Below are 26,119 nucleotides of genomic sequence, written 5' to 3'. Positions count from 1 at the left end.
TCACCGGTTCCTTTCGTCCGTGAGCAGCTCCGTGAAGAGGGCGCGGTAGTGCACCATCGCTCCCCGGAGTTCCTCGGTCGTCGCCCGCCCGTCAGTGCTCCGTACCTTGACGTCATGGGCGGAGCGGTAGTGGTCCAGGGTGCCCGCGTGTTCGACGGACAGGTGGCTCAGTTGCCGGCCGTACTCGTCGGTCGGGTATCCGCGCTCGCCCATCAAGCGGGACACCAGCTCGTCCGCCTCGGCGACGGAGCCGTCCGGCCGGTCCACGAAGTGCTCCTGGACGGTGGTCCATTCGTCCGCGTACTGGCGGCGCCGCTCGGCGGGGAGCTCCTTGATGTCCAGCCGGTCGTGCCGCTGCTCGCGGGCGCGCAGTTCGCGCTCCGCGGCCAGCGCGCCGCCCTTCTCCTCGACGGTCCGCTCGTACTCCGGCCCGAAGCGGTCGCGCAGGTGGCGTCGGCGCGCCAGCATGGTGAGGGTCAGGGTCAGCGCCACGACCACGACAACGGCCGCGACGATGATCGCTATGAGTGTGCTGGTAGACATGTGCCGCCTCCATCGAGCGGTTCCCAGTGGTCTTCGCCCCTCGGCTACCCGCTGAGAGAAGGCGAAACCTCCGCTCGTCGCATATGCCGTACTCGGCTGCGCCGGCCGGCCGGCGCAGCCGAGGGTTTGACCCGGCGTAGCCGGGCAGACGCCGGGCATGACCTTGGACCATCCGGCTGAAAAGGGCAGACCTGGGCGGCTCGGCCGCTTCGAGAAGCTGGCGGAGCTCGCGTCCAATTTCACCAGTTCGGCGCTCTTCTCCTTCCTGTGCGTCCTCCTGGTGGCAGGCTTCATCACCGTCCACCTCCTCCACCTGCCGGTGGAATGGCAGCACCTCGCCGGGGACGCCATGGCCGCGGTGTCCTTGTTGCTGCTCGCCCTCCTCAAGAACTCCGAACGGCGGGCCGAGCACGCGATCCAGCGCAAGCTGGACGCCATCGCCAACGCCCTGCTGGAAGGCCAGGAGGGATCGCGCCGCAAGGCTCACCGGGAGCTGGAGGAGGCCATCGGGATCGAGGAGCAGGAGTAGGAGTAGGCGAGGCCGGACGTGACCTGGTGCGGCACCACTGCCTGACCCGTCCCGTCCAGGATCCGGATGCCGACCACACCGGCGGCCCGAGCGGCCGACGCGCTCTCTCGGCCGGAGTCAGCCTCTCCTGCCCGTCGGGGAAGCCCCGCCCCAGCCCAGCGATTCGTCCGAGGTCGCCCTGTAACGGCGCACGAACACGCCGTGGAGCGTCGACCGGTCGGCGATTTTCCTGCGCCCAGGGGATCGCGGAGCCCGGCGGCAACAGCGGCCGCATCGGAATTGGGGGCCTTCGGATCGCCGGGAATGGGGCCTGCCGCGGCCTCCGCAGGCCTACTGCCGCTCTCCGGCAGCGGCGGGCGACCCCTGGGCCGACCAACTCCGAGCAGGCGCCCACCTGCCCGTACACACCCTCGACGAATAGGGCCTGACCTGGTGTTTTCCCTAGATCCCCCTAGGCTGGAGGCTCCGCTGAAGACACCATTGGGGGGACTTCATGAGTGACGCCGCCAACCCGTACGACGCCAGCCACATCCAGGTGCTGGAAGGGTGGGAAGCCATTCGGAAGCGGCCGGCTGCGCGACTTCGGTGAGGGGGAAGGTCCGGGCGATCGGGAGGGTGAGGCCCCCGGACTCGATCAGTGCGCCGATTTCGCCGAGCACGTGGACCGCGCGGCCGGTGTCTCCTCGGCGGCGGGTACCGCTTTCGACGCCGAGCTGGTCGAGTGCGCGCGTGGCCGTCTCGATGGCGGCCGGCAGCGCCGCGACGCCGGGGAAGTCGAGCGCCGGTGGGATCGGAGCCCAGTGGGAGAGCACCGCCGGCTCGGCCTGCGCCGCCCCCTCGGTGGACGGCTGCTCGCTCGCCGCGGCCCCAACCGCGGGCGCCCTCCCGTTCCGATGCGTGCACGAACACGACCCGGGAGGCGGCCTAGCGGGATGCGCGGGACTGTCGGCCGGGGTCGTCGTGGTCGGTGACGGTGGGGTAGGAGACCCCTGCGTAGACCTGGTTGAGGATCGTGGGCAGCAGGGCCATGGCGGCCGCCTTCGCGTCGAGCGAGACGGTCAGGTTCGCCCAGACGATCAGGGTGACGTCGTTGTCCGGGTCGTGGCCGATGAACGAGTTGAAGCCCGGGAGTTCGCCTCCGTGGAAGTACATCGAGGCCTGCGGGGTGAAGCGCTGGTAGGCGATTCCGTAGCCGTACTGCTGGGCTTCGGGAGCGGCCGGATTCTGGGGCCGCGGGCTGTCCAGCCAGCGCTTCTGGGAGCCGGGGTCGAGGACCCTGCCCGTAACGAGCGCCTTGATCCAGGTGGCCATGTCGTCGGCCGTAGAGATCACGCCGCCCGCGGCGGTGGCGTAGGAGGAGTTCTGGTGGGTGTAGTCCAGCGGCTTCAGCTTCCCCGAGCGGGCCGCTGCTCGTACGTCGGCGGGGTACGGCTCGTCGGTCATGGCGTGCGCGGAACCTCCGTACATGTAGCCGTGCGCGTACGGCGCGGGCAGGGAGGTGTCGTGGATGCCCGGGAGCGAGGTGCCGGCGAGGCCGAGCGGGGTGAACAGCCGGTCCCTGAACTGCTCGGCGAGAGGGCGGCCGCCGGCCTTCTCCGCGACGAGGCCCAGCAGCGCGTAGTTGGTGTTGTCGTACGCGTACTCCGTGCCGGGGGCGGCGTCCGGGGCGTGGCGGAAGGCGATGCCGAGGACCTCCCGCGGGGTCCACGCCTTGCCCGGGTCGGCATCGAGGGTGGCCGAGAACTCGGGCGCGTCGGTGTAGTTGTACAGCCCGCTGCGCATTTCGAGGAGCTCGGCGATGGTGATCCCCGCGCCGCCGGGCACACCCGGTACGTAATCGGAGACCGGGTCGGTGAGGCGGACCTTGCCGTCCTGGACCAGGAGTTGGATCAGCGCCGAGGTCATGGTCTTGGTGTTGGAGGCGATCCTGAAGTGGTCCGCGGTGGTGGGGGGCCGGCCCTTGCCGAGTTCGGCCGTGCCGGTGAGTGCGCGGAAGGTGCCTTGCGGGGTGCGGAGCAGGACCACCACGCCCGGCACCATCAGCTTCTTCGCCGCCGCGTCCACGGCTGACCGCAGCGCGGCCGGATCGATGGGCTTGAGGGCCGGCCCGGCGGTGAGAGCGGACGGGCCGGAGGGCACCGGTACGGGATCGGCCGCGCCGGCCGCCACGGGAGGTGCGGCAGCCGCCGCCCCGGACGCCGCCAGGGGCATCCCGCAGACCGCGATGAGCACCGCCGTTCCCGGAGCGAGCACGGCGGACCGGACCCGTGCGCGGCGGGCACGGCGGACACGGTCCGGGCGCTGCGCGGTCGCTGGATCGGGCGTCGCGTCGGCGTGGAAGGTCCTCATACCGGATCACACCTCGGGCTCGGGCTCGGCGGTCGGGTACCGCGGCGAGGGCGAGGCAGAATCTGGACGCGGCACGCTCGAAAAGCGTCACATAGCGAGCAAGGTTCCATTTTAGCAGCCGAGGCCCTACCGACGTGGTGGGCTACGACTGTCAGAGGTTGTCCCAGAAGCGGTGCCAGAAGTTGGCGCGTACGTCGCTCATCCAGTGCCCGGGGTTGCAGTGGAGCTTGCGCACCACCGGGAGGCGCTGCGGTACGGGGCGGCCGCACCACTGGCACGGCTTCGTGCGCGGCGCCGAAGGGCCCGGCGCGCCCGCGGGGTTGGTCTCGGTCATGGCCCCAGTGAACAAGGCCCGGGCGCCCGGTGCCACGGTGCCGCTCCTCAGATCCCCTGCGCTTGATACTCACGGCGTGCCCACCTCGTCGGCGATTCGGCGAATCGGCGCGCGTGCGGTGTGGCGCCACGGACGGCGTGGAACATATTCCGCCGATTCCCTCCCGTCGAACCTTCGAACCGTCGAATCTTCTATACGGCTCTACGTTCATACCTCCATACCTCCATCCGTCCAACCGTCGAAAGGCCGCCCCATGCACTTCACCCTCCGCAAGGACCTCGGACTGCTCTCCCTGCGCCTGGCGGCAGGCGGCGTCCTGATGGCGCACGGCACGCAGAAGCTCTTCGGATGGTTCGGCGGTGGTGGCATCGAGGGCACGGCCCGGGCGATGGAGCACATGGGCTTCACCCCGGGCCGGCGCAGCGCCATCGCCGCGGGGCTCGGCGAGGCGGGTGGCGGCGCTCTGCTCGCCCTGGGTCTCGCCACTCCCGCGGCGGGCGCCGCCGCGGCGGGCGCCATGGCCGGGGCCGTCTCGGTGCACGCTCCCGCCGGCTTCTTCGCCCAGGGAGGCGGCTTCGAGTACCCGGCCCTGCTCGGTGCCGTCGCGGCCGGTCTGGGTGTCACCGGGCCGGGGCGCATCTCCCTCGACCACTTCAGCCGGCACCGGCTCGACCGCCCCGCCGTCATCGTGGCGGCGTTCGCCGTCAGCGCGGTCGCGGCGACCCTCGTCGTCAGCCGGCGCGCCGCCGCGATGGAGTCGCCGGCCGGAGCCGACGAGGTCACGGAATCGCACTGATCGAACCAAGGAGGGGAAACCCCTGTCTGACTCCGGCTCCGGATGGCAGGCTTCTCATCCTCGACGCACGTCCTGGGGGGGCACACGTGAGGGAGCCGGGTACGGGCATGGGCCTGCGGGGCCGCAGCGGCATCCTGTCGCTGGTCGACTCGTGCCTGAAGGAGGGCCCGGAGGCCGAGCGGCCGCTGACCATGCTCCTCGGTCCGGCCGGCAGCGGCGCCAGCGAGGCGCACAGCGCGCTCATGGAGCGCTTCGGGCCCGACTACCCCTTCGCCTTCGTCAACTTCGGCGGAGCCCAGTCCCTGCTGCCGCGCTACGCCCTCGGGCTCCTGGCCCGCCAGCTCGAACGCAAGCTGCCCCGCTACGGCCGCTCCCACTTCCCGCTGCTCAGCCTCGGCCTGCTCGCCTCCGACCAGGAGCTGCGCATGCGCAACCTCGCGGAGGGCCGGCGCGCGGTACAGCGCCAGCTGGACCGCTTCCAGGAGGAGAACGAGGCCCGCCACGGCGACTACCTGGCGGCCTTCTTCGAAGTGGGCATGGGCGCGGTCGGCATGCCCGAGGGCGCCTCCACCGCCGCACTGGCCCTCTTCCAGGACGCCCTGCGGCGCGGCCGCCGCACCGTGCCCGGCCTGCTCGCCGGCAGACTGGGCAGCCGGCTGACGACCGGGGCCCACTGGTACGGACGCCACCCCATGACCCACAGCGCGGACCCCATGGAAGCCCTGGTGGAGCTCAACCTGTGGCGCCACGAGGGCGACGAGGACGAACAGGAGCGGCTCGACCTCGTCCTCTTCTCGGCCTTCCTGGAAGACCTCAGGCGCAATACCGCCCGCAATTTCATGCCCCGCTCCTACCTCCTGCTCCTGGACAACTCCCACACCGAGTACGGACGCCACTTCCTCGACCTGTTACTGCGCTCCCGGCACGACCAGACCGTCGTGGCCGGGCACGCCAGTGATCCGCTCACCGTCGTCGCCAGCTCCAACCGCTGGCTGCCCCGCTGGGGCCCGGCCACCGGGGACTCGTGGCCCTGGCAGCTGCGCGGCCCCGACCGGGCCTCCCTGGCCGACTGGCACGCCCACCGGCCTCCCCGCGACAGCGAGGACAGCTGGTGGTACCCGCTGCGCCTGCGCGACCTCAATCTGGACGAGGTGCGGATCCGGATAGAGCTCCAGCTCGGCCCCAACAGCGACCTGGCCCCGCTGACCCGCCTCACCCCCTTCGTGCACCGGCTCACCGGCGGGCTGCCGCGCGCCGTCCACCAGGTGCTCGACGTGCTGCGCCAGGCCGGCCCCCTCCCGGACTCCGGCCCCCAGCAGGACCGTTGGCTGCGCGTCCTGCCCGACCGGCCGCTGCGCACCGGGGAGCGCTCCGCCACGCTCGCCGACACCGCCCTCGGGCACCTCCTGCGCGACTTCGACGGGACCCAGCACGCGGCCCTGGCGCAGTGCGCCGCCGCCCGGGACTTCTCCGTGGGCACGCGGCTGCTCAGCCCCGACGACTCCCTGTTCGGCGACATCCGGTCCCGCTGGCTGCTGACCGGGCCCGTCGCCGTGGTCCCCGTACTCCACCCGTGGCTGCGCCGGCTGCTCCTGTGGCGGCTGGCCGCGCGCCCCGAGGGGTGGGAGGCCGCGCACGAACTGCTCGCGGAGTACTACCGCGGGGAGGGCAAGCCGGTGCAGGAGATGTACCACCAGCTCGCCCTCGGGCGGACCGAGGAGGTCACCGCCCATCTGACCCGGCGCTTCACCGCCGTACCGGCAGCGCAGTGGATCTCCGAGTTCGACGCGATCACCTCCGCACCGAACCGGCTCCCCTCCGGCAGCGGGCCGCTGGAGCTCCTCTCCGGGCTCGTCCCGCGCCGGCCGGGGCGCGTGGTGGACACCGAGTCCGTGATCCACACCCTGGTCACCACCCGCTGGGTGTGGAGCGATCCGCTCGCCGACCCCGCCATGCGGCTGGGAAACCTGATCGCCGACGGCTACACCCAGCTGTCCCAACTCCGCAGGAGCGACATCGTGGCGCTGTTCAACGAGGCCGAGCGGTACCGCAATTGGATCGATCCCCAGACTCCGGGCTGGGAGGGCTGAGCGCGTGCCCAGACTCGAATGGCCCCTGCACGTCGTCCGCCGGGTCGCGCTGGCCACCGCGGCGGCCGTCACGCTCGTCGGAGCGCTCTGGCTGGGTGTGGGCTGGCTCCAGGAACGCCAGGCCAGGTGCGCGGACGGGGTCGTCGAACGGGGGCCGGACGACGAGTGCGTGGGAGTGAGCGACGGCTCCTACGTCTTCGCGCCGCACCTCGACGCCGTCAGCGCGAAGATCGAGGCGGAGAACCGCCGGGTCGTCGCCAACGCGGACAAGGAGCCGTACGTCAGCGTCGCCTACTTCACCTCGTTCACCACCACCGCCTCCGACAGCAACTCCGCCGAGGGCGTCCGGCACGAACTCCAGGGCGCCTACCTCGCCCAGTACCGTTACAACCAGGGCGATTTGGCCGGCAACCCCAAGATCCGGCTGCTGATAGCCAACCCGGGCAGCAAGTCCACGCAGTGGAAGCACACCGTCGACGAACTGATCGCCCGCAAGGATTCCCCGGACCGGCTCGTCGCGGTGGCCGGCCTGGGACCCAGCACCAAGGCGAACCTCGAAGCCATACGGCGCTTCTCCGAGAACGGGATCGCCATGGTCGGCGCCACCATGACCGGCTCGGCCATCCAGGACATCAACGGCTTCGTGCGGATCGCCCCCACCAACGAGGACGAGGCGTACGCGGGGGCCGCGTACCTCAAACGGCGCGGGGTCACCACCGGCATCGTCATCCAGGACGTGGCGGAGGGCGACCTCTACTCCTCCACCCTCGGCACCGCCTTCACCAAGGCGTTCAAGGACGACACGCACAAGCTCGTCGCCGAGCACATGACCTACGACTCCTCCGTCAGCAGCGCCTGGCAGAACGAACTGCACTTCATGCCGGGGCAGTTGTGCCAGCAGCGCCCGCAGATCGTCTACTTCGCGGGCCGCGGCCTGCACCTCACCCGGTTCCTGGACGCGCTCGCCAACCGCAGCTGCACCGAGCAGAAGTTCACCGTGTTCACCGGGGACGACACCACCAACCTGAGCCCCGAACAGCTCGCCCGCGCAGCGGAGACGGGCATCGAGGTGCTCTACACCGGCCTCGCCCACCCCGACATGTACCGCGCGGCGCCGCAGGCGGTGTCCGCGCCCTCCGCGAAGAACTTCCAGCCGGGCGGGCTGATGGAACAGTGGTTCCCGCACGACACCCGTGAGGACGGCGGGGCCCTGATGGGCCACGACGCGGTCCTGGCCGCCGCGCACGGCATCCAGATGGCCGCCCACTGGCAGGGCCAGGTCGTCGGCGAGGCCGTGGGCCGGATGTTCCACCAGATGGACGGCGCGCAGCAGGTGGCCGGGGCCGGTGGTTTCATCTCCTTCCAGAACAACGGCAATCCGCGCAACAAGGCCGTCCCCGTGCTGCGACTGAACGGCAAGGGACAGGTGGAGTTCGTAGAGGTCTCCGCGGCGGAGGGCAAACCACCACAGCAGCAATGACGCGTCGGGGCGCGCGGGGCGCGGCATCGGCCCGATGCCTGACCGGGCGGGCCCCGGACCCCTACCGGGGGGCTCCGGTGCTGCGTAGACTCCACCCGCATGACTGCGGGGACGGGCGCATCGGTGCTGGTCGGACGGGATGCGGAGATTCGGGCGATGCGTTCCGCGCTGGCCCGGCCGCCCGCCGTCGTACTGATCGAGGGCGAGGCCGGGATCGGCAAGACGCGGCTGGTGCGCGAGGTCCTCGCGCGGCGGCCCGACCGCGGCGCGCGGGTGCTGTCCGGGAGTTGTCCGCCACTGCGCGAACCGTTCCCGTACGGGCCGCTGTTCGACGTACTGCGCACCCTCGCGCACGCCGTCCCGGCCGGGCTCAGTCCGGTGTGCGGGGCGCTGCGCCCGTACCTGCCCGAGCTCGCCGAGCGGCTTCCCCCGGCGTGCGAGCCGTTGCACGACCCGGCCGCCGCGACGCACCGGATCTTCCGCGCGGTGGGGGCGCTGCTGGCCGCCGTGTGTCCGGCCGTACTCGTCGTCGAGGACCTGCACTGGGCCGACGACGGCACCCGCGACCTGATCCGGTTCCTCATCGAGGATCCGCCGCCGGGGCTCGCGGTCGTCCTGACCTACCGTCGGGAGGATCTGCCCGCCACCGGACTGCCGTTGGGGCGGGCCTACCGGAGGGCGCCCGGCCACGAGTCGCTCCTGATGCGGCTGGAGGCGCTGGACGCCGGCGAGGTGCGCACCCTGGCCGCCGCGCTCACGGGCGGGCCCGTATCCGCCCGGCTGGCAGCCGAGTTGCACGAGCGGACCGCCGGAATTCCCTTCGTGCTGGAGGAGTTCGTCCGCGGGCCGGGCGCCCCCACCGCCGTGCCCGCCCTGCTCCAGGAGGCGATGGCCGACCGGACCGCCGGCCTGGACCGGCCGGCCCTGGCCGTCGTCCACGCGGCCGCCGTGCTGCGCGATCCGGCGCAGGAGGCACTGGTCGCCGCCGTGGCCGGGCTCGACGAGGAGGCCGGGGCCGGGGCGGTGGGGGACGCCCTGCGGGCCGGGGTGCTCCACGACTGGGGTGAGGACCGGTACGGGTTCCGGCACGGGCTGGCCCAACAGGCGGTGTACGAGGCCCTGCTGGGCCCCGAGCGGCGACGCCTGCACCTGCGTGCCGTGACCGCGCTGGCGGCGCTGCCCGCGCCTCCGCTCGTACGGCTGGCCTACCACGCCCGGCAGGCGGGGGCCGTGCGGGAGTGGCGGCGATACGCGGAGGACGCCGCCGAGCACGCCCGGGAGATCGGGGACACGGCGCTCGCCGTGGAACTCCTCGAAGGCCTCCTCGACGATCCCGGGCTGCCGCCCGAGGACTGCGCCCGCCTCGCGCTGCGGCTCAGCCGCGCGGCCACGATCGGGCTTACCCACCGCCGCACCGCGCGCCTGCTGCGCCGGGTGGTCGACGACGGCGCGGCGCTGCCCGACGCGGTGCGCGGGGACATCCGGCTGAATCTGGGGCTGCTGCTGAACAACCAGGCCGGCGACCACCGCCAGGGCCGGGTGGACACCGCCCGGGCCGTCGCCGAGCTGCACGAGCGGCCGGCCCGCGCCGCCCGGGGCATGGCCGGGCTGGCCATGCCGACCTGGGGCGGGGAACCGTACCCGGTCTACCTGGAGTGGATCACCCGCGCCGAGCGGATCGCCGCCGCGCACGGGGACGAGGCGCTGCGGCTCGCGGTGCGCGGCAACCACCTGGTCCTGCGGATGACCCTCGGCGAGGGGGCGGTCCGCGGCGAGGCCGAGGCCCTGCTCGCCGCGGGCGCGGCGGACCGGGCGGGGCGCCTGGAGCTGGCCCGGATGTGCGGGAACCTGGCGGACGCCGCGGCCTGGCTGGGCAAGGACCCGGAGGCCGAACTGTTCCGCCGGGAGGGCGACCGCATGGCCGCCGCGTGCGGGGCCCCGTACCTGCGCGGGATCATCGACGCCACCGTGCTGCGCCTGGAGTGGAGCCAGGGGCGCTGGGAGGGGCTCGGCGAGCGGGCCCGGCAGGTGTGGGAGGCGGCGCAGGGTGCTTCCGGGATCGAGTCCGAGGCGCGGCTGGTGCTGGGGCTCCTCGGCGCCGCGCACGGGGAGTGGGAGGAGGCCGGGGAGCACCTCGCGGCGGCCGCCCTGGGCGATCCGGACAACTCCGCCTCGCCCGTCCTGGCCGCCGCGGGCGCCGCGGCGGTACGCATCCACCTGGCGCGGGGCCGGGCCGCCGCGGCCTGCGCCGAGGCCGACCGGGGGCTCGCGCGCGTCCGGCACAAGGGGCTCTGGGGGTGGGCCGCCGAGCTGGCGGCGGCCGGGGTGGACGCGTACGTCCGGGCGGGCCGGTTCGCCGACGCGGAGCGGCTGACCGGGGAGTACGCCGAGGCCATCGCGGGACGCGATCACCCGTTGGCGCTGGCGGCGCTGCCCCTGTGCCGGGCGGCCGTGGCCCGGTCGGCCGGAGAGCCCCGGGAGGCCGCGGCGCACTACCGCCGGGCGGCGGACGCCTTCGCCGCTCTGCGGCGTCCGCACAGCGCGGCGCAGGCCGTGGAGTCGGCCTTGGAATGCGTACCGGATGCCGGTGAACTGGCGCTACTGGCAGCCGAGTTCGAGCGCATCGGGGCCGTGCGGGAGGCGGCCCGGTGTCGGCGGGCGCTGCGCGGGAGCGGGCACGTGACCACGGCCCGGCGCGGCCGGGGCGGGTACGGGGAGGGGCTGTCGCCGCGGGAGGCGGACGTGGCCCGGCTGGTGGCCTCGGGCCGGACCAACCGGGAGATCGCCGAGCTGCTGTTCCTCTCGCCGCGCACGGTGGAGCAGCACGTGGCGAAGGTGCTGCGCAAGCTGAAGGTCAGCAGCCGCACGGAGGTACGTACTCCGTAGCGGCCGGGACGGGCGTGACGGCGGTGAATAGGTACTCCTACGGACCCGGATACGGATTGCCGTGCTCCCCCGGGTGTCACGAGGGTGATCCCCGTGCCCCGGCCCCCACGCCGGGGCATCCAGGAACCCGATCAGTAGGAGCAGTTGGATGCGTGCACAGCGTGCGGCAAGAAGCACCCGGCTCGGGGCCATATGTCTCGGTGCCGCCACCGCGACCGTCCTCGGCCTGTTCGGCGCCGTCACCCAGGCCCATGCGGGACCCGCGGAGGGCCGGGTCCTCGGCGAGGGCGCGGCGGACACGGTGAGCGGCCGGTACCTCGTCGTCCTCGACGGGGCACCCTCCCTGCGCGCCGCCGCCACGGCCGAGACCGCCGGGGAGGCGAAGGCGCTGACGGACCGTCACGGAGGGGCGGTCCGTCAGCTCTACACCGCCGCCCTCAAGGGCTTCTCTGTGAAGGCGACCCCGGCGCAGGCCCGCCACCTCGCGGCCGCGCCGGGCGTGCGCTACGTCCAGGCCGACACCGTCTTCCACGTGTCCGGGACCCAGCCCAACCCGCCCTCCTGGGGCATCGACCGCGTCGACGGGGCCAAGGACGGCTCCTACGCCTACCCGAACGACGGCACCGGGGTGACCGCCTACATCGCGGACACCGGCCTGTACCGGCAGCACGCGGACTTCGGCTCCCGTGCCTCCTCGGGCTACGACTTCATCGACAACGACGCGGACTCCGCCGACTGCCACGGGCACGGCACGCACGTGTCGGGGACCGTGGGCGGCGCCTCGTACGGCGTCGCGAAGAACGTGAAGCTGGTCGGGGTGCGCGTGCTCGACTGCCAGGGTTCCGGTTCCACGGAGCAGATCGCGGCCGGCATGGACTGGATCGCGAGGAACGCGAAGAAGCCGGCCGTCGTCAACATGTCCCTGGGCGGCAGCGCCGACCGCGCGCTCGACGACGCCGTCGCCGGGGTCATCAACGCGGGCATCCCGGTGGCCGTCGCGGCGGGCAACGACAGCAAGGACGCCTGCAACACCAGCCCGGCACGGCTGCCCGCGGCCATCACCCTCGGCTCCACGGACAGCAACGACGCCCGCTCCAGCTTCTCCAACTACGGCTCCTGCCTGGACCTGTTCGCGCCCGGAGGCTCCATCGTCTCCACCAAGATGGGTGGGGGCACGCAGACGATGAGCGGCACCTCGATGGCCACTCCGCACACGGCGGGAGCGGCGGCGCTCTATCTCTCGGCGCACCCCGACGCCACTCCGCAGCAGGTGCGCGACGCGCTGGTGAACAACGCCCAGTCGGGCGTGGTGACGGGGGCGGGCACGAACTCCCCCAACAAGTTCCTGAACGTGACCAAGCTCGGTGCTCCCACCCAGCCCGGTGAGCCGGTCGCGGACTTCACCGCCCAGTGCTCCACGTCGGCCGCTTCCTGCGCCTTCGACGCCTCGGCGTCCAAGGACCCGGACGGCACGATCGCCTCGTACGCCTGGGAGTTCGGCGACAGCGCCAAGGGTGAGGGCGTCAAGCCCTCGCACGAGTACGCCGCCGCCGGCACCTACTCGGTCAAGCTGACCGTCACCGACGACTCCGGCCGCACCGCCACCGTCACCAAGCCCGTCACCGCCGGGACGACGCAGCCGCCGGCGGGTACGCCGCCGACCGCCGCGTTCTCGGTGTCCTGCTGGTACCAGGACTGCTCCTTCGACGCCTCGGCCTCCAAGGACTCCGACGGCACGATCGCCTCGTACAAGTGGAAGTTCGGCGACGCGGCCACGGGCACCGGCGCCACCGTGGCCCACCGCTACCCGGCCGGGCAGCGCAGCTACACCGCTGAGCTGACGGTGACCGACAACTCCGGTCTGACGGGCAGCACTTCCCGCCGCATCGACTGCTACGGCTTCGGTACCGGCCAGTCCCTCTGCTTCGTCTCCTGACCCCGCACCCCGCGCACGGCGGCGCCCGGCCCTCCCCCTCCCCGGGGAGGGCCGGGCGCGTGCGTGCGCGGTGCGGGTCAGAGCCTCGCGCGGAGCGCCTTCTGAGCCGCGTCGTCGAGCCGTTCGTCGCGCGCTGGAACTGATCGAGCCGCGGGAAGCGTAGACGTCAAAAGTGAACTCGACTAGCGTTTCGCGGATGGACCCGGAGCGCGCCGCACGGCTCGACAACATCCGTACGCCGCGCGGCCGTTACGCGAAAGGGGTGCAGCGCCGCAACGAGATCCTCGCGGTGGCGCTGGAGGTCTTCGCGATGATCGGCGAGAAGGGTGCGCTGATCAAGGAGATCGCCGACCGCCTCGGCATGTCCCAGCCCGGGGTCCTGCGCTACTTCGGCTCGCGCGAGGGTCTGTTGATCTGGGCCCTGGCCGAGCGCGACAGGCTCGACAGGGAACGGACGGACCGGGAACCCCGCACGGACCCCATCTCGCCGATGGCCGCCACCTTGCGCCGCAGCGGCGAGGTCGCGGGTCTGGTGCGCCTCTACGTGAGCATGGCGGCCGCGTCCGGCTTCCCCGGCCACCCGGCGCGCGACTTCTTCGAGGTGCGCAACGGCGACATCCTCATCGCCCTGTGCGACGGCCTCACCGCGCTGCAGCGCGCGGGCCGCATCCGCCCCGACATCGAGCCCGAGGCCATCGCCCGGCTCGCCCTCGCCGCCGCCGACGGGATCCAGCACCAGTGGCTGCTGGACCCCGGCGTGGACATGGGGGGCGTCATCGACACCATCGTCGCCCTGGTCTTGGACGTCACCCCGACTCCCGGGGCGCCGGCCGAGGAGGGGCACGACCCGCCACCCGCCTGACCGCACTCCCTGACTCCACTCCCCCGGCTCGGCGCCGGACGGCCGCCGCGCAGCCGCGTACGCGAAGGAGTTCCTCCTTGACGCACGGACCGAGCCACCACCTCCCCGGCGGGCTGCCCCGCCGGGCCCTTCGCCGGGCTCTTCGCCGGGCCCTCGTCGGCGCGATCGCCGCGGCACTGGCCCTGTCGGGCTGCACCCGCGGCGGCGGCGACCGGAGCCCGGAGGGACGTACGGTGTCCGCGCCGGTACCCGAGGGCGACGCGTTCTACGACCCGCCGCGTCCGCTGCCCCCCGGCAAGCCCGGCACCGTGATCCGCCAACGCCCCTACGCGCCGCCGGAGGCGGCGCTGACGCCGCCCTCGCACACCGTCCTGGTGATGTACCTGAGCACCGGGACCGACGGCAAGCCGGTGGCCGCGAGCGGGCTGGTGACCGTTCCGGACGGCCCGGCACCCGCCGGTGGGCGGCCCGTCGCCGCCGTGGACCACGGCACCATGGGCATCGGGTCGGCGTGCGCCCCGTCCCGCATCCCGGCCTTCGCCGGTCTCCAGGACTCCAGTCCGGTCGGCAAACTGCTGGCGCGCGGGTTCGTCGTCGTACAGCCCGACTACATCGGCCTGGGCGTGACCGGGGTCAGACACCCGTACCTCGACGGGGAGTCGGCCGCGTACGCCACCCTCGACATCGTCCGCGCCGCTCGCGCGATCGACACCGGGGCGGGCCCGGCCACGCTCCTCTACGGCGGATCACAAGGCGGGCACGCCGCGCTGTGGAGCGCGCACCACGCCGCCGCGTACGCCCCCGAGGTCGGCCTCAAGGGGGTGGTCGCCAACGCGCCGGCCGTCGGATTCGAGTGGATGCCCGCCCTGTTCGCCCAGCAGGACGCGATGGCCACCACCTACACCGAGATCCTCCTGCTCCTCGTCAACGGGGCCGCGGCGGCCGACCCGGCGGTCCGGCCCGCCGAACTCCTCACCCCCGCCGGTCTCGCCGCCGCGGACCGCGTCTGGACGCAGCCCTGCATGGCGGCCGACCCCGAGCTTCCGCCGGCCTCGGACATCCTGCGGCCCGGCGCCGACCTCGGGCCGCTCAACGCCGCTCTCAAGAGGAGCGCCACCGGCGAGGTCACCGTCACGGTCCCGGTGCTGCTGCCGCAGGGCGGCGACGACGTGCTGGGCAACCTCAACCAGACGCTCGCCCGCGAGCTGTGCGACAAGGGCGTGAACCTGGAGTTCGCCTACTACCCCGACCAGGGCCACACCATCGGCGACGGTCCGCTGGACGACGCCATCGCCTGGATGGACGCCCGGCGCCTCGGCACTCCCACGGCTCCGAGCTGCCGGTTCTGAGCGAATCAGTCGTGCAAACGGGTGAGTTACCGCCACGTGTGCCCCGCTCGGGCGTTGCCAGGGCGAACCACTCGACGAGTATCGACCCGCTCCAGCGAAGGATTTCCAGCTCATGCTGAAGAAGATGATGGTCACCGCTGTCACCACCGCCGCCGCCATCGGCGCCGGCGCCGCCATGGCCGCTCCGGCCATGGCCATCGGCAACGACAACGGGATCAACACCGTCAACGGCAACGGTGCCGTGCAGGCCTACGGCAACCAGAAGACGCACGGCGAGAAGAGCCCGCAGCTCTCCGTGATCCAGGGCACGGCCAACAAGCCCTGCATCGGCCTGCCGGTCAAGGTCAACGCGCAGTCGCTCGTCGCCGTCCTCGCGAACGTGGGCGTCCAGGACGTCAACGTCCTGTCCAACCCGCAGAACCAGCAGTGCACCGAGAACTCCACCCAGGCCAAGGGCGACGAGGCCCTCTCGCACATCCTGGACAACATCCCGGTCCTGTCGGGCAACGTCTCCGCCGGAAGCTGACGCCCGGGTGCTCTGCGACCGGTGCTCCGCGACCGTGGTCCCCGGTCGCGGAGCACCGGTCGCGGAGCGCCGGCTTCGATCAGTTTCCCGGCGCCATGTCGTAGGTGACCCACATCGTACGGGTGGCCACTTGGTCGTACTTGGCCCGTGCGCGGTGGTTGTCGTCGGCCGTGATCCAGCGGACCACGCTCCAGCCGCGTTCGGCGGCGATCTCCCGCAAGGCCTCGAGCAGCCGGTCGGCGGCGCCGGAGCCGCGGTGGGCGGGGTCGACGAACAGGTCGTCCAGGTACCCGCCGGTGGTGGCCGACAGGGGCCGGGCGAAGGGCCGGTAGTGCGCCAGGCCGATGAGCCGGCCGTCCGCGTCCTCGGCGACGAGGGCGCTCTCCTCGTGGGCGGGGTCGTTCACCCACGCCCACACGCGTGTCGCGGCCTCCTCGGTCTGCTCGACACGGTAGAAGTCGGCGTAGCCGCGGTACAGGGCGCGCCACTGCGGGAAGTCCGCTTCACGGACTTCCCGGACGGTGATGGTGGTCGGCATGATGCGCACTTTCGTCGTTGGGAAGGGTCCTCGACAAGGGATCATGCCCGGTCCGCCGGATCCAGGGCAGCGCCGGAATGTCGAAGCCCGCGCCCACCCGACGACGCGGCGTCCATCTCGGTGGCCCCCGCCGCGCGCTACCTCTTCAGGACTCCCCCGGCGGTGGAACGCAGGGCGTGTGCCGTGTCGATCGCGGCGACCCTCGCGCGGTGCGCCGCTTCCCGTACGGGGCCGAGCGAGCGCCGGCCGGGGCCGCGCCGCAGCAGATCCCGGTAGAGGTCCAGATGCCGCTCGGCGACGTACGCCGGGTCGAAGCGGGCCGAATTCTTCAGCGCCGCGGCGCCCATGCGCCGGCGCAGCTCCTCGTCGGCCACGAGTTCGAGCAGGGCGGCGGCGATGGCGTCGGTGTCACCGGGGCGGACGAGGCGTCCGTCGACCTCGTCCGCGATGATCTCGCGCGGCCCCACCGGGCAGTCCGTGGAGACGACGGGGAGGCCGCAGCGCATCGCCTCGACGATGGTCATGCCGAACGACTCCCGGTCCGAGGTGGACGCGGCGATGGACCCCTTGGCCCACTCCGGCTCCAACGGGTCGGCATTGCCCATGAGCCGGGCGCTGCCGCTCAGTCCGAGTTCTCCGATCAGCGAGGTCAGGCCCGCCTTCTCGTTGCCGGTGGCGTCGCCGCTGCCGAAGATGCGCAGCTTCCAGTCCGGGTGGTCGGCGACGACCCGCGCGAAGGCCCGTACGAGTCGTAGTCCGGGGAGCCCGGGCGCAGATCGACCAGCGGCGTCAGGCTGACCCGGGGAGGGGCGCCCATCGTCGGTGCGTCCCGGTGGCGCAGGACCGAGACGATCTCCACGTCGTGGTGTTCCGCGAGCGCCGACGCGAGGTTGAACGTCGACCGGATCGTTCCTCCGATGCCGTAGGCATTGTGGAGCAGGAAGCACATACGCATGCGGCGCCGGGCCCTTCGGTGGCGGAGGCAGGATCGTTCCCCACTGTGCGCGGTTCATGCTTAACCGTTCCTGAAGGCCTGGTCGCAGGGGGCGGGGGCGCCTGGGTGGCATGCTGACATCGTGGACATTTTGCTGGTGGAGGACGATCCGCTGATCGCTGCGGCGGTGAGTGAGGGACTGAGGGGCGAGGGGTACTCGGTCACCCTCGTGTCCGACGGCCTCGCCGCGGTGGAGCTCGGCGCCACGGGCGAGTTCGCGGCGATCGTCCTGGACGTCATGCTGCCTTCGCTGAACGGGTTCGCCGTGTGCGGACGGCTCAGGGCCCTGGGTGTCGACACCCCGGTGCTGATGCTGACCGCCAGGGACGGGGAGCTCGACGAGGCGCACGGCCTGGACACCGGGGCGGACGACTACCTGACGAAGCCGTTCTCCCTGCTCGTCCTGACGGCGCACCTGCGCGCGCTGATCCGCCGCAGCGCCCGGGAGGCCGCGGGCTCCGGGGCCCCGGACGTCTTGCGGGCCGGCGACCTGTGGCTCGACCCGCGAGCCCGTACGTGCGGACGCGGGAGCGAGCGCATCGAACTCACCGGACAGGAGTTCGCGGTACTGGAATGCCTGATGCGCGAGCCGGGCCGGGTGCTGTCGAAGGAGAGCATCCTGGGCGAGGCGTGGGACATCGCCTACCGGGGCTCGGCGAGCATCGTGGAGGTCTACGTCAGCCTGCTGCGCCGCAAGATCGACCAGCCCTACGGCACCCGCGGCATCGTGACCGTCAGGGGACACGGCTACCGGCTGGACGACTCGCATGCCTGAGGCCGCTCCCCGTGACCCCGCTCTCCGGAACCCTCCCCGGAGCAACCCGGACCGGATGTCGGCGTGGTGGCCGCGGCTGCCCACGCGGGCCCGTACGGCCCTCGCCGCGGGTACGGCGGCCCTGATCCTCTCCGGCGCCGGGGCTTGGTGGCTGCACCACGACGTGTACACCACGGAGATGGAGGCGGCGCGGGGCACCGCCCTGGCGCAGTCCCGCGCCATCGCCCTGGAGTTCGCCGGGGTCCGGGCCAGGGACCGGGAGGCCACCGGCGACATCCTCGCCACGTCGCCGGTACTGATCATCGGGCCGGACGGTCCGTTCCCGTCCTGGCTCCCCCGGGCGTTCCCGGCGGTCGTGGCACAGGTGCCGCCCGCGCCCGAGTCGGCGCGCCCCGCATGGGCGAGCGTCCGGTCGGTCCGCTTCGGGGACCCGGCCCCCTCCTGCCGGCAGGAGCCTTCCCGTACCTCCACCGGGCAGCCCGTGCCCGGCTGCCTCTCGCAGGCGGCGGAGCTGGCGGGGCGGACCGTCGACATGGCCGGCACCAGCATCGAGGTCCACCCCGCCGGCGCCCCCACTGCGTCGGCGCCGGCGGCCGGGCGCTACACCGTCTACGTCGCCGTCGTCCGGGCCGGGGCGGCCCGGGCCGCCGACGCGCTCGTCCCGGCCCTGAGCGGTGCGGTCCCGCTGGCGGCCCTGCTCGTCGCGCTGTCCGCCTGGGTGGCGACCACCCGTGCCCTGCGGCCGGTCGAGGCCATCCGTACCCGCCTCGCCACCGTCGACCAGCCGGGCTCCGGCACCCGCGTCCCCGTACCCGTGGCCGAGGACGAGATCACCCGGCTCGCCCGCACGACCAACCACACCCTCGACGTACTCGACGCCCACGCCCGCCGCCAGCGCCGCTTCATCGCCGACGCGGCCCACGAACTGCGCAGCCCGGTCACGGGCCTGCGCACCGTGCTCGACGTCGCCGTCGCCCACCCCCAGCGGCCCGCCGCCCTCGCCGACGCCCTGCGGGCCACGACGAGACTGCAGCACCTCGTCGACGACCTGCTGACCCTCGCCCGGCTGGACGGCGCACCCGGGGCCGTGCCGGAGGACCGGGCGCCGGTGGACTTCACCGAACTCGTCCGGGAACTCCTCATCGAACTGCCCCACACCCGGCCCGGAGCCACCGCGGAGCTCGTCCTCGACGCCGCCGAGGAGCCCGTGATCCTGCCCGGCTACCGCGACCGGCTGCGGCGCCTGCTGCGCAACCTCCTCGACAACGCGGCCCGGCACGCCGCGACCCGGGTCACCGTCACCCTCGCCGCGGAGGCCGGATGGGTGGAGTGCACCGTCCACAACGACGGGGCCCCGATCCCCGGAGCGGACCGCGAACGCGTCTTCGACCGCTTCACCCGTCTCGACGAAGCACGCACCCGCGACACCGGCGGCAGCGGCCTCGGCCTCGCCATCGCCCGGGACCTCGCCCGCCACCACCGGGGCACGCTGGCCGTCGTCCCGGGCGACCGGGGAGCGGCGTTCCTCCTGCGGCTGCCCCGTTAGGGAGTGTCACGGCCGGTAGACCTTGCCGGGTTCGGGGCAGGCCGGCGAGAGGAGTTCGGAGACGGTCACGAAGGTGTAGCCGCGGTCGTGGAGTTCACGGACGATCGCGGGCACGGCGGGAATGGTGCCGGCGTACCGCTCGTGGAGCAGGATGATCCCGTCCCGCTCGGTCCGGTCGAGGACGCGCCGGACGATGAGCGCGGTGTCGGTGGTCGCGTAGTCCTTCGCGGTGACGCTCCACAGGACCTGGGCGAGGCCGAGCTCCTTCATCACCTTCGACACCTTGTCGTCGGTGGCGCCGCCCGGAGGGCGCATGAGGGTGGGCGCGCGGCCCGTCGCCTTCTCTATGTCCCGCTGGACCGGCTCGATTTCGGCACGTATCGCGTCCGGCGCGAGCCCGGTCAGGTCCTCGTGCGACCAGGTGTGGTTCGCGATCTCATGGCCTTCGGCGGCCATGCGGCGCACGGTGTCGGGATAGGTGTCGGTGTGCCCCTTCCCCTGGAGGAAGAACGTGGCCCTGATCTTCTCCCGCTTCAGGAAGTCCAGCAGGCGCGGGGTCGGTGCGCTCGGGCCTCCGTCGAAGGTGAGGGCCACGCACTTGGCGACGGTGCAGTCCACCGGGGCGGAGGAGTGCGGGCCCGCGGCGCGGGCGGCCGCGGTGCGGACGGTGGCCGGTGAGACGACCCCGTTGAGTGAGGAGCAGGCGGTGAGGGCGGTCAGCATCAGTGCGGCCGCCACGGCGGAGGCCCGCCGGTGAGGGAGCGCCTTCCGGCGGGAGGGGTCCTGCGCGTGGGAGGGGTTCTGCGGGCGGCGGTTGAACGAGCGAATCATGAGGAGGGGTCCTGGATCGGTCGGGGAGGGGGACCGAGCATGCGCAGACCGTCCTTAACGGACCCTGAAGGTCACTCCCGGCGGCCTTTCCCCACCTCAGCCCCGTCGCCGGTTGAGCAGCCACCACGCGGTCACCAGGTCCTCGGTGCGCCGCAGGTCCAGCTCGGTGAGCTGCTGGAAGCGGTTCACCCGGTACCGGACGGTGTTCGGGTGCACCGCCAGCAGCCGGGCGGCGTCACGTACGTTCTGGTCGCAGGCGAGGTACGTCCGCGCGGTCTCCTCGATATCGGCGTTCGACCGGCCCGCGGCGTCGAGCGGCGACAGGTGGCGTACGGCGAGCCCCTCGGCGGTGCGGTCGCCGGACAGCACGAGCGGCCGCGGTCCGAGGTCGCCGAGGCGCACCACCCCCGACATGGCGAACCGCAGGGCGGTGTCCAGCGCCAGGGCCGCCTCCTCGAAGCCGGCGGCGAGCCGGTCGAGGGGAAGGGGCGGACCGACCGCCACCAGGTGGCCGGCGAGGGATTCCGGCGCTCTCGGCACGATGAAGCCGAGGTCCGGGCCGATCTGCGCGAGCAGCAGGCGGTCCGCCGGGACGCGCACCGCCACGGCGACGGCGCGGCGGACCGCGTCGGCCTCGTCGGCGGACACCGCGCGCGCCGCGAGCGCCAGATGGGGGGCCTGCGGGACGAGCCCGTAGAGGTGCGCGTCCCGGTTGATCCGCTCCGCCGGGAGGCTGCCGCCGAGCACACCGGCCGCGAAGGCCGAGCGGCGTTCGGCGTCGAAGTGGGCCCGTTCCACGGCCAGGTCGTGCTGGACCCGGGCGAACACGGCGGACGCCTCGTTGGAGAACTCCCAGGTGCTGTCGTGGACCGCGAGCAAGAGGTCGGCGGGCAGGTCCACCTCGGCCGCGACCTCGTCCAGGAGGACGAGCATCTCCCGCGACCCCAACTGGTAGCCGAGGGCGAGCACGTCGAGCGGAACTCCCCGGGCGGCGCGCTCGACGGCGTAGCGCCCGAGCATCTCGCGCAGCGCGGCGTCGGGAACCCGGAGCGAGGTCAGCTCCGAGACGAGGATGTCCATGAACCGTCGGGCGGAGGCCCGGATGTCCTCGTCCGAGAGGACCGCGTAGCCGGGGACATGGCTGCGGACCGACACCAGGAACCGGTCGGCGAAGACCTCGTGCAGCGTGCTCAGGCGCGCGACGGCGGCGGCCACGGCCGCGCGCGTCGGCCCGTCGAGTGCGGCGAGGTCCGGCATCCGCCGGCGTACCGGCCAGGCCGTGGGCGTCTCGGGTTCCATGGTGTCAGGCTATCCACGGATCTTGTTCCGGAGAACAAAGTTGTCGCCCGCATGCTGGTGCGGATTCCGTAGCCCGCGCGCAGGACCGCGGCGACACTGTGGCGGAGCTCGTGGCGACCTTGTTCCGGATGCCATATCGGGCGCTCTTCACCGTCGAAGGGACCTCTCCTGTGGCACGCTCCCTCACCCCGCCCGAGTCCTCGGACCGCCCGGCCGCACCGCCTTCCCGGGCGGGCTACGTGCTGGGTCTGCTGTTCGTGGGCAACCTGCTCAACTTCTACGACCGGGCCCTGCCGTCGGTCGTACTGGAGCCCATCAAGGACGAGTTCGGGCTCGACGACACACAAGTCGGAATTCTGGCTTCGGCGTTCGTGCTCGTCGCGGCGCTCGCCGGGGTCCCGCTGGGGCGCTTGGCCGACCGGGTCCCGCGCGCGGCCGTCGCGGGCTGGGGCCTGTTCGTGTGGAGCGCCTTCACCGCGGCGGGCGGACTGCTCACCAGCTTCTGGGGGTTCTTCGCGTCCCGGGTCGGCGTCGGTGTCGGCGAGTCCAGTTACGCGCCCGCCACCGGGTCCCTGCTGTCGGACCTCTATCCGAGCGAGCGCCGCTCCCGGGCCCACTCGCTGTTCATGCTCGGATTCCCGGTCGGCACCCTGCTCGCCTTCCTCACGGCCGGCGGGCTCGCCGTCGCGTTCGACAGCTGGCGGGCGCCGTTCCTCATCGCGGCGTTGCCCGGCTTCGTCGTCGCCCTCCTGGTGCTTCGGATCCGCGAGCCCGGGCGGGGCGCCGCCGACCCGGTGGGCGACGTACAGGTGGCCGACGTACAGGTGGGCAACGTACCGGTTGGCGAGGTACCGGTGGCCCGCGAACCGTTGGCGGCCGATGGTCCCGTCGGCACCCGGCATCCCGCGCCGGGCGGGCGCGGCGGCAGCACCCTGCGCGCCCTGCTGAAGGTGCGCTCGATGTACGGCATGCTCCTCGCGTTCGCCGGGTACAACTTCGCGGCCTACGCGATCGGCACCTTCCTCACCCCCGTTCTCCAGCGCTACTACGGCCTCTCCCTGGTCGGCGCCGGCCTGGTGGGCGGCGTCGTGGTCGGGGTGACCGGCCTCATCGGCCTGTTCGCCGGAGGCCGGCTCCTGGACCGGGCCGCCCGGCGATCGTCCGAGGCGCGGGTCCGGGCGGCGGCCCTCAGCCTGGCCGGCGCCGCGGTGTTCTCCTTCGCCGGACTCCTCGCGGGCCGGGGGGCGTTGTGGCAGCTCGTGGCGTTCCTGAGCCTGGGCTACCTGCTCGGCGTCGTCTACCTCGCCGCCGCCGTCCCCGTGGTCTCCGACGTCATCCGGCCCGAGCAGCGCTCGGGCGCCCTGGGCCTGCTGTTCGCCGTCGGCTACCTGCTCGGAGGAGCGGGCGGACCCGTACTGGTCGGCATGCTGTCCGACGCCCTGGCCGGTGGTGCGCAGTCCGCGTCCGAGGCCTCGGCCCACGGTCTGCGGACGGCGTTGACGCTCACCGTTCCGCTCGCCTTCGGCGTAGCGGCCGCCGGGATGCTCCTGGCGTCGAGATCCGTCCGGGGCGACCGCGAAGCGATGCTCGCCGCGGCGAACACGCCCTGACGCGCGGTCATTTGCTCGGGCACGGCCACGGGAACGAGCGCGAGCGCGGGCTCGCGCTTGGGCCCGCGCTTGAGCCGCACCTCACCAACACCTCACGCAGACACGCAGAAGGGACGACCTACGTGATCCAGCACGTCCGGGTCCTCATCGTCGGCAGCGGCTTCTCCGGAATCGGGCTGGGGCGGGCCCTGCTCGCCTCACGGTTCTCCGATTTCCTCATCTTCGAACGGGCGCCGGAGCCCGGGGGCGTCTGGCACTCCAACACCTACCCCGGCTGCCGGTGCGACGTCCCCTCCCACCTCTACTCGTTCTCCTTCGCGCCCAACCCGGACTGGACCGCGACGTACTCCCCCCAGCCGGAGATCCAGGCCTACCTGGGGCGCTGCCTCGACCGGTTCGGGCTGCGGCCGCACCTGCGCACCGGAGTGGAGGTCCTGGAGGCCCGGTGGGACGAGGCGGACCAGCTCTGGCACGTGGAGACCAGCGAGGGCCGGTGGACGGCCCGGGTGCTGGTGAGCGCGGTGGGCCCGCTGACCGAGCCCAGGCTCCCCGACGTCCCGGGCATCGACCGCTTCCGCGGCAAGGTCATGCACTCGGCGCGGTGGGACCACTCCCACGACCTGGCCGGGGAGCGCGTGGCGTCGATCGGCACGGGCGCCTCCGCCATCCAGTACGTCCCCGAGATAGCCGACCGCGTCGGCAGGCTGTACGTGTTCCAGCGCAGCGCCCCGTGGATCACCCCGCACGACAACCGGCCGATCCCCGAGGCGGAGCGCGCGGGGTTCCGGGCCCGGCCCCGCCTGCAGCGGGCCGAGCGCGCCAAGGCGTACGTGGCCAAGGAGCTGCTGGTGCTCGGCTTCGCCAAGCACCCCCGGCTGATGCGCGTCGTCGAACGCCTGGCACGCCGGCACCTGACGAGCCAGGTCGCGGACCCGGCCCTGCGCCGGTCCCTGACGCCTGATTTCACCCTGGGCTGCAAACGCGTCGTACCGTCCAACGCCTGGTATCCGGCGCTGCAGAAGGAGAACGTAGAGCTCGTTCCCCGGGCGCTGCGCGAGGTCCGCGAGCACAGCGTCATCGACGCGGACGGGACCGAGAGGGAGGTGGACACCATCATTTTCGGCACCGGCTTCCACGTCACCGACATCCCCTTCGCCGAGAAGGTGCGCGGCCGTGACGGGGAGCTGCTGAGCGCGGCCTGGGCGGGTTCTCCGCGCGCGTACCTGGGGGTGTCCGTGCCCGGCTTCCCGAACTTCTTCATGTTCCTCGGGCCCAACTCCGGCCTGGGCCACAGCTCCATGGTCTACATGATCGAGGCCCAGGCGGAGCACGTGAAGAACGCCGTCCGCGCGCTCGACGTCTCCGGCTCGACGTCCATCGAGGTGGACCGGCGCACCCACGATGCCTACAACGCGGACCTCGACCGCAAGCTGGCGAAGTCGGTGTGGGAGCTCGGCGGCTGCGTGAGCTTCTACCGGGACGCCAACGGACGCAACGCGACCATCTATCCGGACTGGACCTTCCGGTACCGCCGTCAGGCGGTCCGGTGGAAGCCCGGGGCCTATCACCTCGCCACGGGCCCCGCCAAGGACGCCTCATGAGGGCCGTGAGCCTGACCCGGGGGCGGTTGGAGGTCGTCGACCTGCCCGTCCCGCGTCCCGGCGCGGGCCAGTTGCTGGTCGAGGTCAAGCGCTGCGGGATCTGCGGCTCGGACCTGCACAGCCGACTCCACGCGGACGAACTGGCGGACGCGCTCGATCTGTGCGGCTACCCGCGCTACGCCCGCTCCGGCCAGCAGGTCGTGCTCGGACACGAGATCTTCGGCGAAGTGGCCGACCGGGGACCGTGGTGCGCCGGCACCATCCGGCCCGGCACACCGGTCGTCACGGTCCCCCTCGTGCGGCGCGGCCGGCAGGTCGATGGTGTCGGCCTGTCCGCACACGCCCCGGGCGGCTTCGCCGAACTCGTCGTCGTCCAGGAGGCCCTGACCCTGCCCGTCCCGAACGGCCTGCCGGCGGACCTCGCGGCACTCACCGAACCGATGGCCGTGGCCTGGCACGCGGTCAACCGCGGTGAGGTGACGCGCAAGGACGTGGCGGTCGTCCTGGGCTGCGGTCCGGTGGGTCTCGCGGTGATCTCCGTGCTCAAGGCCCGGGGAACCGCGACCGTGGTGGCGAGCGACTACTCGGCGGGCCGCCGGGCGCTGGCGGCGAAGTGCGGAGCCGACATCGTGGTCGACCCCGCCGTCGCATCGCCCTGGGACGGACTCGCGGCCCGGCACGGCTTCATGACCACCATGCCCGACGAGTACAACGCGGGCATCGACGCTCTGGAAGGCCTGGCCCGGCTCCCCCTGCCGTGGTGGACCTCCTGGCGCGCCCTGCAGAGGATCGGCGCGACCCGGCCCAAGCGGCCCGTGGTGTTCGAATGTGTCGGCGTACCCGGCATGCTCGACGGCATCCTGGCCGCCGCACCCCTGCACTCCCGCGTGGTCGTCGTCGGGGTCTGCATGGGCCCCGACACCCTGCGCCCGTCCCTCGCGGTGAACAAGGAGCTCGACCTGCGGTTCGCCGTCGGGTACACGCCCCTGGAGTTCCGCGACACCCTCCACGCACTGGCACACGGCACCCTGGACGCCTCCCACCTGCTCACCGGACGCGTCGGGCTGCCAGGGGTCGCGACCGCCTTCGAGGCACTGGCCGACCCCGAGGAGCACGCCAAGATCCTCGTCGACCCCTCGCTCGCCACGGACCGCGTCCTGGGGCGGTGACGGCGACCGGGAAGGGGCGGCTGTCAGCGGGTCGGCCGCCTGTGCACCTGCTCGTCAAGTCCACGTCGAAGACGGT

The 26,119-nt window shown here is 72.9% G+C and carries 20 protein-coding genes and 2 pseudogenes; 14 read left to right on the top strand and 8 right to left on the bottom strand.

Annotated features, from left to right (window positions below; translation table 11 throughout):
- Nucleotides 1-543 (bottom strand): hypothetical protein, encoded by a 543-nt coding sequence (locus tag OG730_RS38305; RefSeq protein WP_327308606.1) that lies wholly within the window; start codon nucleotides 541-543, stop codon nucleotides 1-3.
- 157 nt (nucleotides 544-700) lie between these two features.
- Here OG730_RS38305 and OG730_RS38300 point away from each other — a divergent pair, with 157 nt between their 5' ends.
- The gene (locus OG730_RS38300) at nucleotides 701-1,072 is read left to right on the top strand and encodes a hypothetical protein (RefSeq protein ID WP_327308605.1); all 372 of its coding nucleotides are present in this window, start codon (nucleotides 701-703) and stop codon (nucleotides 1,070-1,072) included.
- Nucleotides 1,073-1,767: 695 nt separating this feature from the next.
- On the opposite strand, the pseudogene OG730_RS44390 reads toward OG730_RS38300, so the two are convergent.
- The 3 genes and pseudogenes from OG730_RS44390 to OG730_RS38290 all read right to left on the bottom strand — a co-directional run.
- Nucleotides 1,768-1,911 (bottom strand): annotated as a pseudogene (locus tag OG730_RS44390) (NADP-dependent oxidoreductase); the annotation flags it as partial.
- An 85-nt stretch (nucleotides 1,912-1,996) separates the two neighbouring features.
- Nucleotides 1,997-3,421, bottom strand: coding sequence for a serine hydrolase domain-containing protein (locus tag OG730_RS38295; protein WP_327308604.1), 1,425 nt, complete (start codon nucleotides 3,419-3,421; stop codon nucleotides 1,997-1,999).
- Between the two features lie 151 nt (nucleotides 3,422-3,572).
- A complete protein-coding gene (locus tag OG730_RS38290; protein ID WP_327308603.1) occupies nucleotides 3,573-3,755 on the bottom strand; it encodes a hypothetical protein in 183 nt (60 codons plus the stop codon).
- Between the two features lie 253 nt (nucleotides 3,756-4,008).
- Between OG730_RS38290 and OG730_RS38285 the strand changes: the two genes are divergently transcribed.
- From OG730_RS38285 to OG730_RS38250, 8 genes are all read left to right on the top strand, one after another.
- Nucleotides 4,009-4,551, top strand: coding sequence for a DoxX family protein (locus OG730_RS38285; RefSeq protein ID WP_327308602.1), 543 nt, complete (start codon nucleotides 4,009-4,011; stop codon nucleotides 4,549-4,551).
- A gap of 86 nt (nucleotides 4,552-4,637) precedes the next feature.
- Nucleotides 4,638-6,641 carry a hypothetical protein gene (locus tag OG730_RS38280; protein ID WP_327308601.1) on the top strand — a complete coding sequence of 668 codons (2,004 nt, stop codon included), beginning with the start codon at nucleotides 4,638-4,640 and terminating at the stop codon, nucleotides 6,639-6,641.
- A 4-nt stretch (nucleotides 6,642-6,645) separates the two neighbouring features.
- Nucleotides 6,646-8,121 carry an ABC transporter substrate-binding protein gene (locus OG730_RS38275; RefSeq protein ID WP_327308600.1) on the top strand — a complete coding sequence of 492 codons (1,476 nt, stop codon included), beginning with the start codon at nucleotides 6,646-6,648 and terminating at the stop codon, nucleotides 8,119-8,121.
- A gap of 99 nt (nucleotides 8,122-8,220) precedes the next feature.
- Nucleotides 8,221-11,007, top strand: a complete 2,787-nt coding sequence (locus OG730_RS38270; protein ID WP_327308599.1) for an ATP-binding protein — start codon at nucleotides 8,221-8,223, stop codon at nucleotides 11,005-11,007.
- Nucleotides 11,008-11,155: 148 nt separating this feature from the next.
- Nucleotides 11,156-12,943 (top strand): S8 family serine peptidase, encoded by a 1,788-nt coding sequence (locus tag OG730_RS38265; RefSeq protein ID WP_327308598.1) that lies wholly within the window; start codon nucleotides 11,156-11,158, stop codon nucleotides 12,941-12,943.
- A gap of 196 nt (nucleotides 12,944-13,139) precedes the next feature.
- Entirely contained in the window at nucleotides 13,140-13,805 is a 666-nt protein-coding gene (locus OG730_RS38260; RefSeq protein WP_327308597.1) for a TetR/AcrR family transcriptional regulator, read from the top strand.
- 77 nt (nucleotides 13,806-13,882) lie between these two features.
- Nucleotides 13,883-15,154 carry a lipase family protein gene (locus OG730_RS38255; protein ID WP_327308596.1) on the top strand — a complete coding sequence of 424 codons (1,272 nt, stop codon included), beginning with the start codon at nucleotides 13,883-13,885 and terminating at the stop codon, nucleotides 15,152-15,154.
- A 112-nt stretch (nucleotides 15,155-15,266) separates the two neighbouring features.
- Nucleotides 15,267-15,680: a rodlin gene (locus tag OG730_RS38250; protein ID WP_327308595.1), complete on the top strand. Its 414-nt coding sequence runs from the start codon at nucleotides 15,267-15,269 to the stop codon at nucleotides 15,678-15,680.
- 79 nt (nucleotides 15,681-15,759) lie between these two features.
- On the opposite strand, the gene OG730_RS38245 is transcribed toward OG730_RS38250, so the two are convergent.
- Both OG730_RS38245 and OG730_RS38240 read right to left on the bottom strand, forming a co-directional pair.
- Nucleotides 15,760-16,218: a GNAT family N-acetyltransferase gene (locus OG730_RS38245; RefSeq protein ID WP_327308593.1), complete on the bottom strand. Its 459-nt coding sequence runs from the start codon at nucleotides 16,216-16,218 to the stop codon at nucleotides 15,760-15,762.
- A gap of 137 nt (nucleotides 16,219-16,355) precedes the next feature.
- Nucleotides 16,356-17,173 (bottom strand): annotated as a pseudogene (locus OG730_RS38240) (glycosyltransferase).
- Between the two features lie 121 nt (nucleotides 17,174-17,294).
- Here OG730_RS38240 and OG730_RS38235 point away from each other — a divergent pair.
- Together OG730_RS38235 and OG730_RS38230 are read left to right on the top strand one after the other, a co-directional pair.
- On the top strand, nucleotides 17,295-17,987 hold the full coding sequence (locus tag OG730_RS38235; RefSeq protein ID WP_327308592.1) for a response regulator transcription factor: 693 nt from the start codon (nucleotides 17,295-17,297) through the stop codon (nucleotides 17,985-17,987).
- Between the two features lie 55 nt (nucleotides 17,988-18,042).
- On the top strand, nucleotides 18,043-19,533 hold the full coding sequence (locus OG730_RS38230; protein ID WP_327308591.1) for a sensor histidine kinase: 1,491 nt from the start codon (nucleotides 18,043-18,045) through the stop codon (nucleotides 19,531-19,533).
- Between the two features lie 6 nt (nucleotides 19,534-19,539).
- On the opposite strand, the gene OG730_RS38225 is transcribed toward OG730_RS38230, so the two are convergent.
- On the bottom strand, nucleotides 19,540-20,364 hold the full coding sequence (locus OG730_RS38225) for a polysaccharide deacetylase family protein (RefSeq protein WP_327308590.1): 825 nt from the start codon (nucleotides 20,362-20,364) through the stop codon (nucleotides 19,540-19,542).
- A 96-nt stretch (nucleotides 20,365-20,460) separates the two neighbouring features.
- Nucleotides 20,461-21,663, bottom strand: a complete 1,203-nt coding sequence (locus OG730_RS38220) for a PucR family transcriptional regulator (protein WP_327308589.1) — start codon at nucleotides 21,661-21,663, stop codon at nucleotides 20,461-20,463.
- Nucleotides 21,664-21,833: 170 nt separating this feature from the next.
- Between OG730_RS38220 and OG730_RS38215 the strand changes: the two genes are divergently transcribed.
- The 3 genes from OG730_RS38215 (at nucleotide 21,834) to OG730_RS38205 (ending at nucleotide 26,043) form a co-directional block, all read left to right on the top strand.
- Entirely contained in the window at nucleotides 21,834-23,273 is a 1,440-nt protein-coding gene (locus OG730_RS38215; protein WP_327308588.1) for a spinster family MFS transporter, read from the top strand.
- 122 nt (nucleotides 23,274-23,395) lie between these two features.
- Nucleotides 23,396-24,874, top strand: coding sequence for a flavin-containing monooxygenase (locus OG730_RS38210; protein WP_327308587.1), 1,479 nt, complete (start codon nucleotides 23,396-23,398; stop codon nucleotides 24,872-24,874).
- Nucleotides 24,871-26,043, top strand: coding sequence for a zinc-binding dehydrogenase (locus OG730_RS38205; RefSeq protein WP_327308586.1), 1,173 nt, complete (start codon nucleotides 24,871-24,873; stop codon nucleotides 26,041-26,043). Before OG730_RS38210 ends, OG730_RS38205 begins: the two co-directional genes overlap by 4 nt.
- Nucleotides 26,044-26,119: the final 76 nt, after the last annotated feature.

The organism is Streptomyces sp. NBC_01298 (assembly GCF_035978755.1).
Lineage (GTDB): Bacteria > Actinomycetota > Actinomycetes > Streptomycetales > Streptomycetaceae > Streptomyces.
Note: the sequence above shows the minus strand (reverse complement) of the source record. Positions and strands in the feature narration are given on the sequence as shown.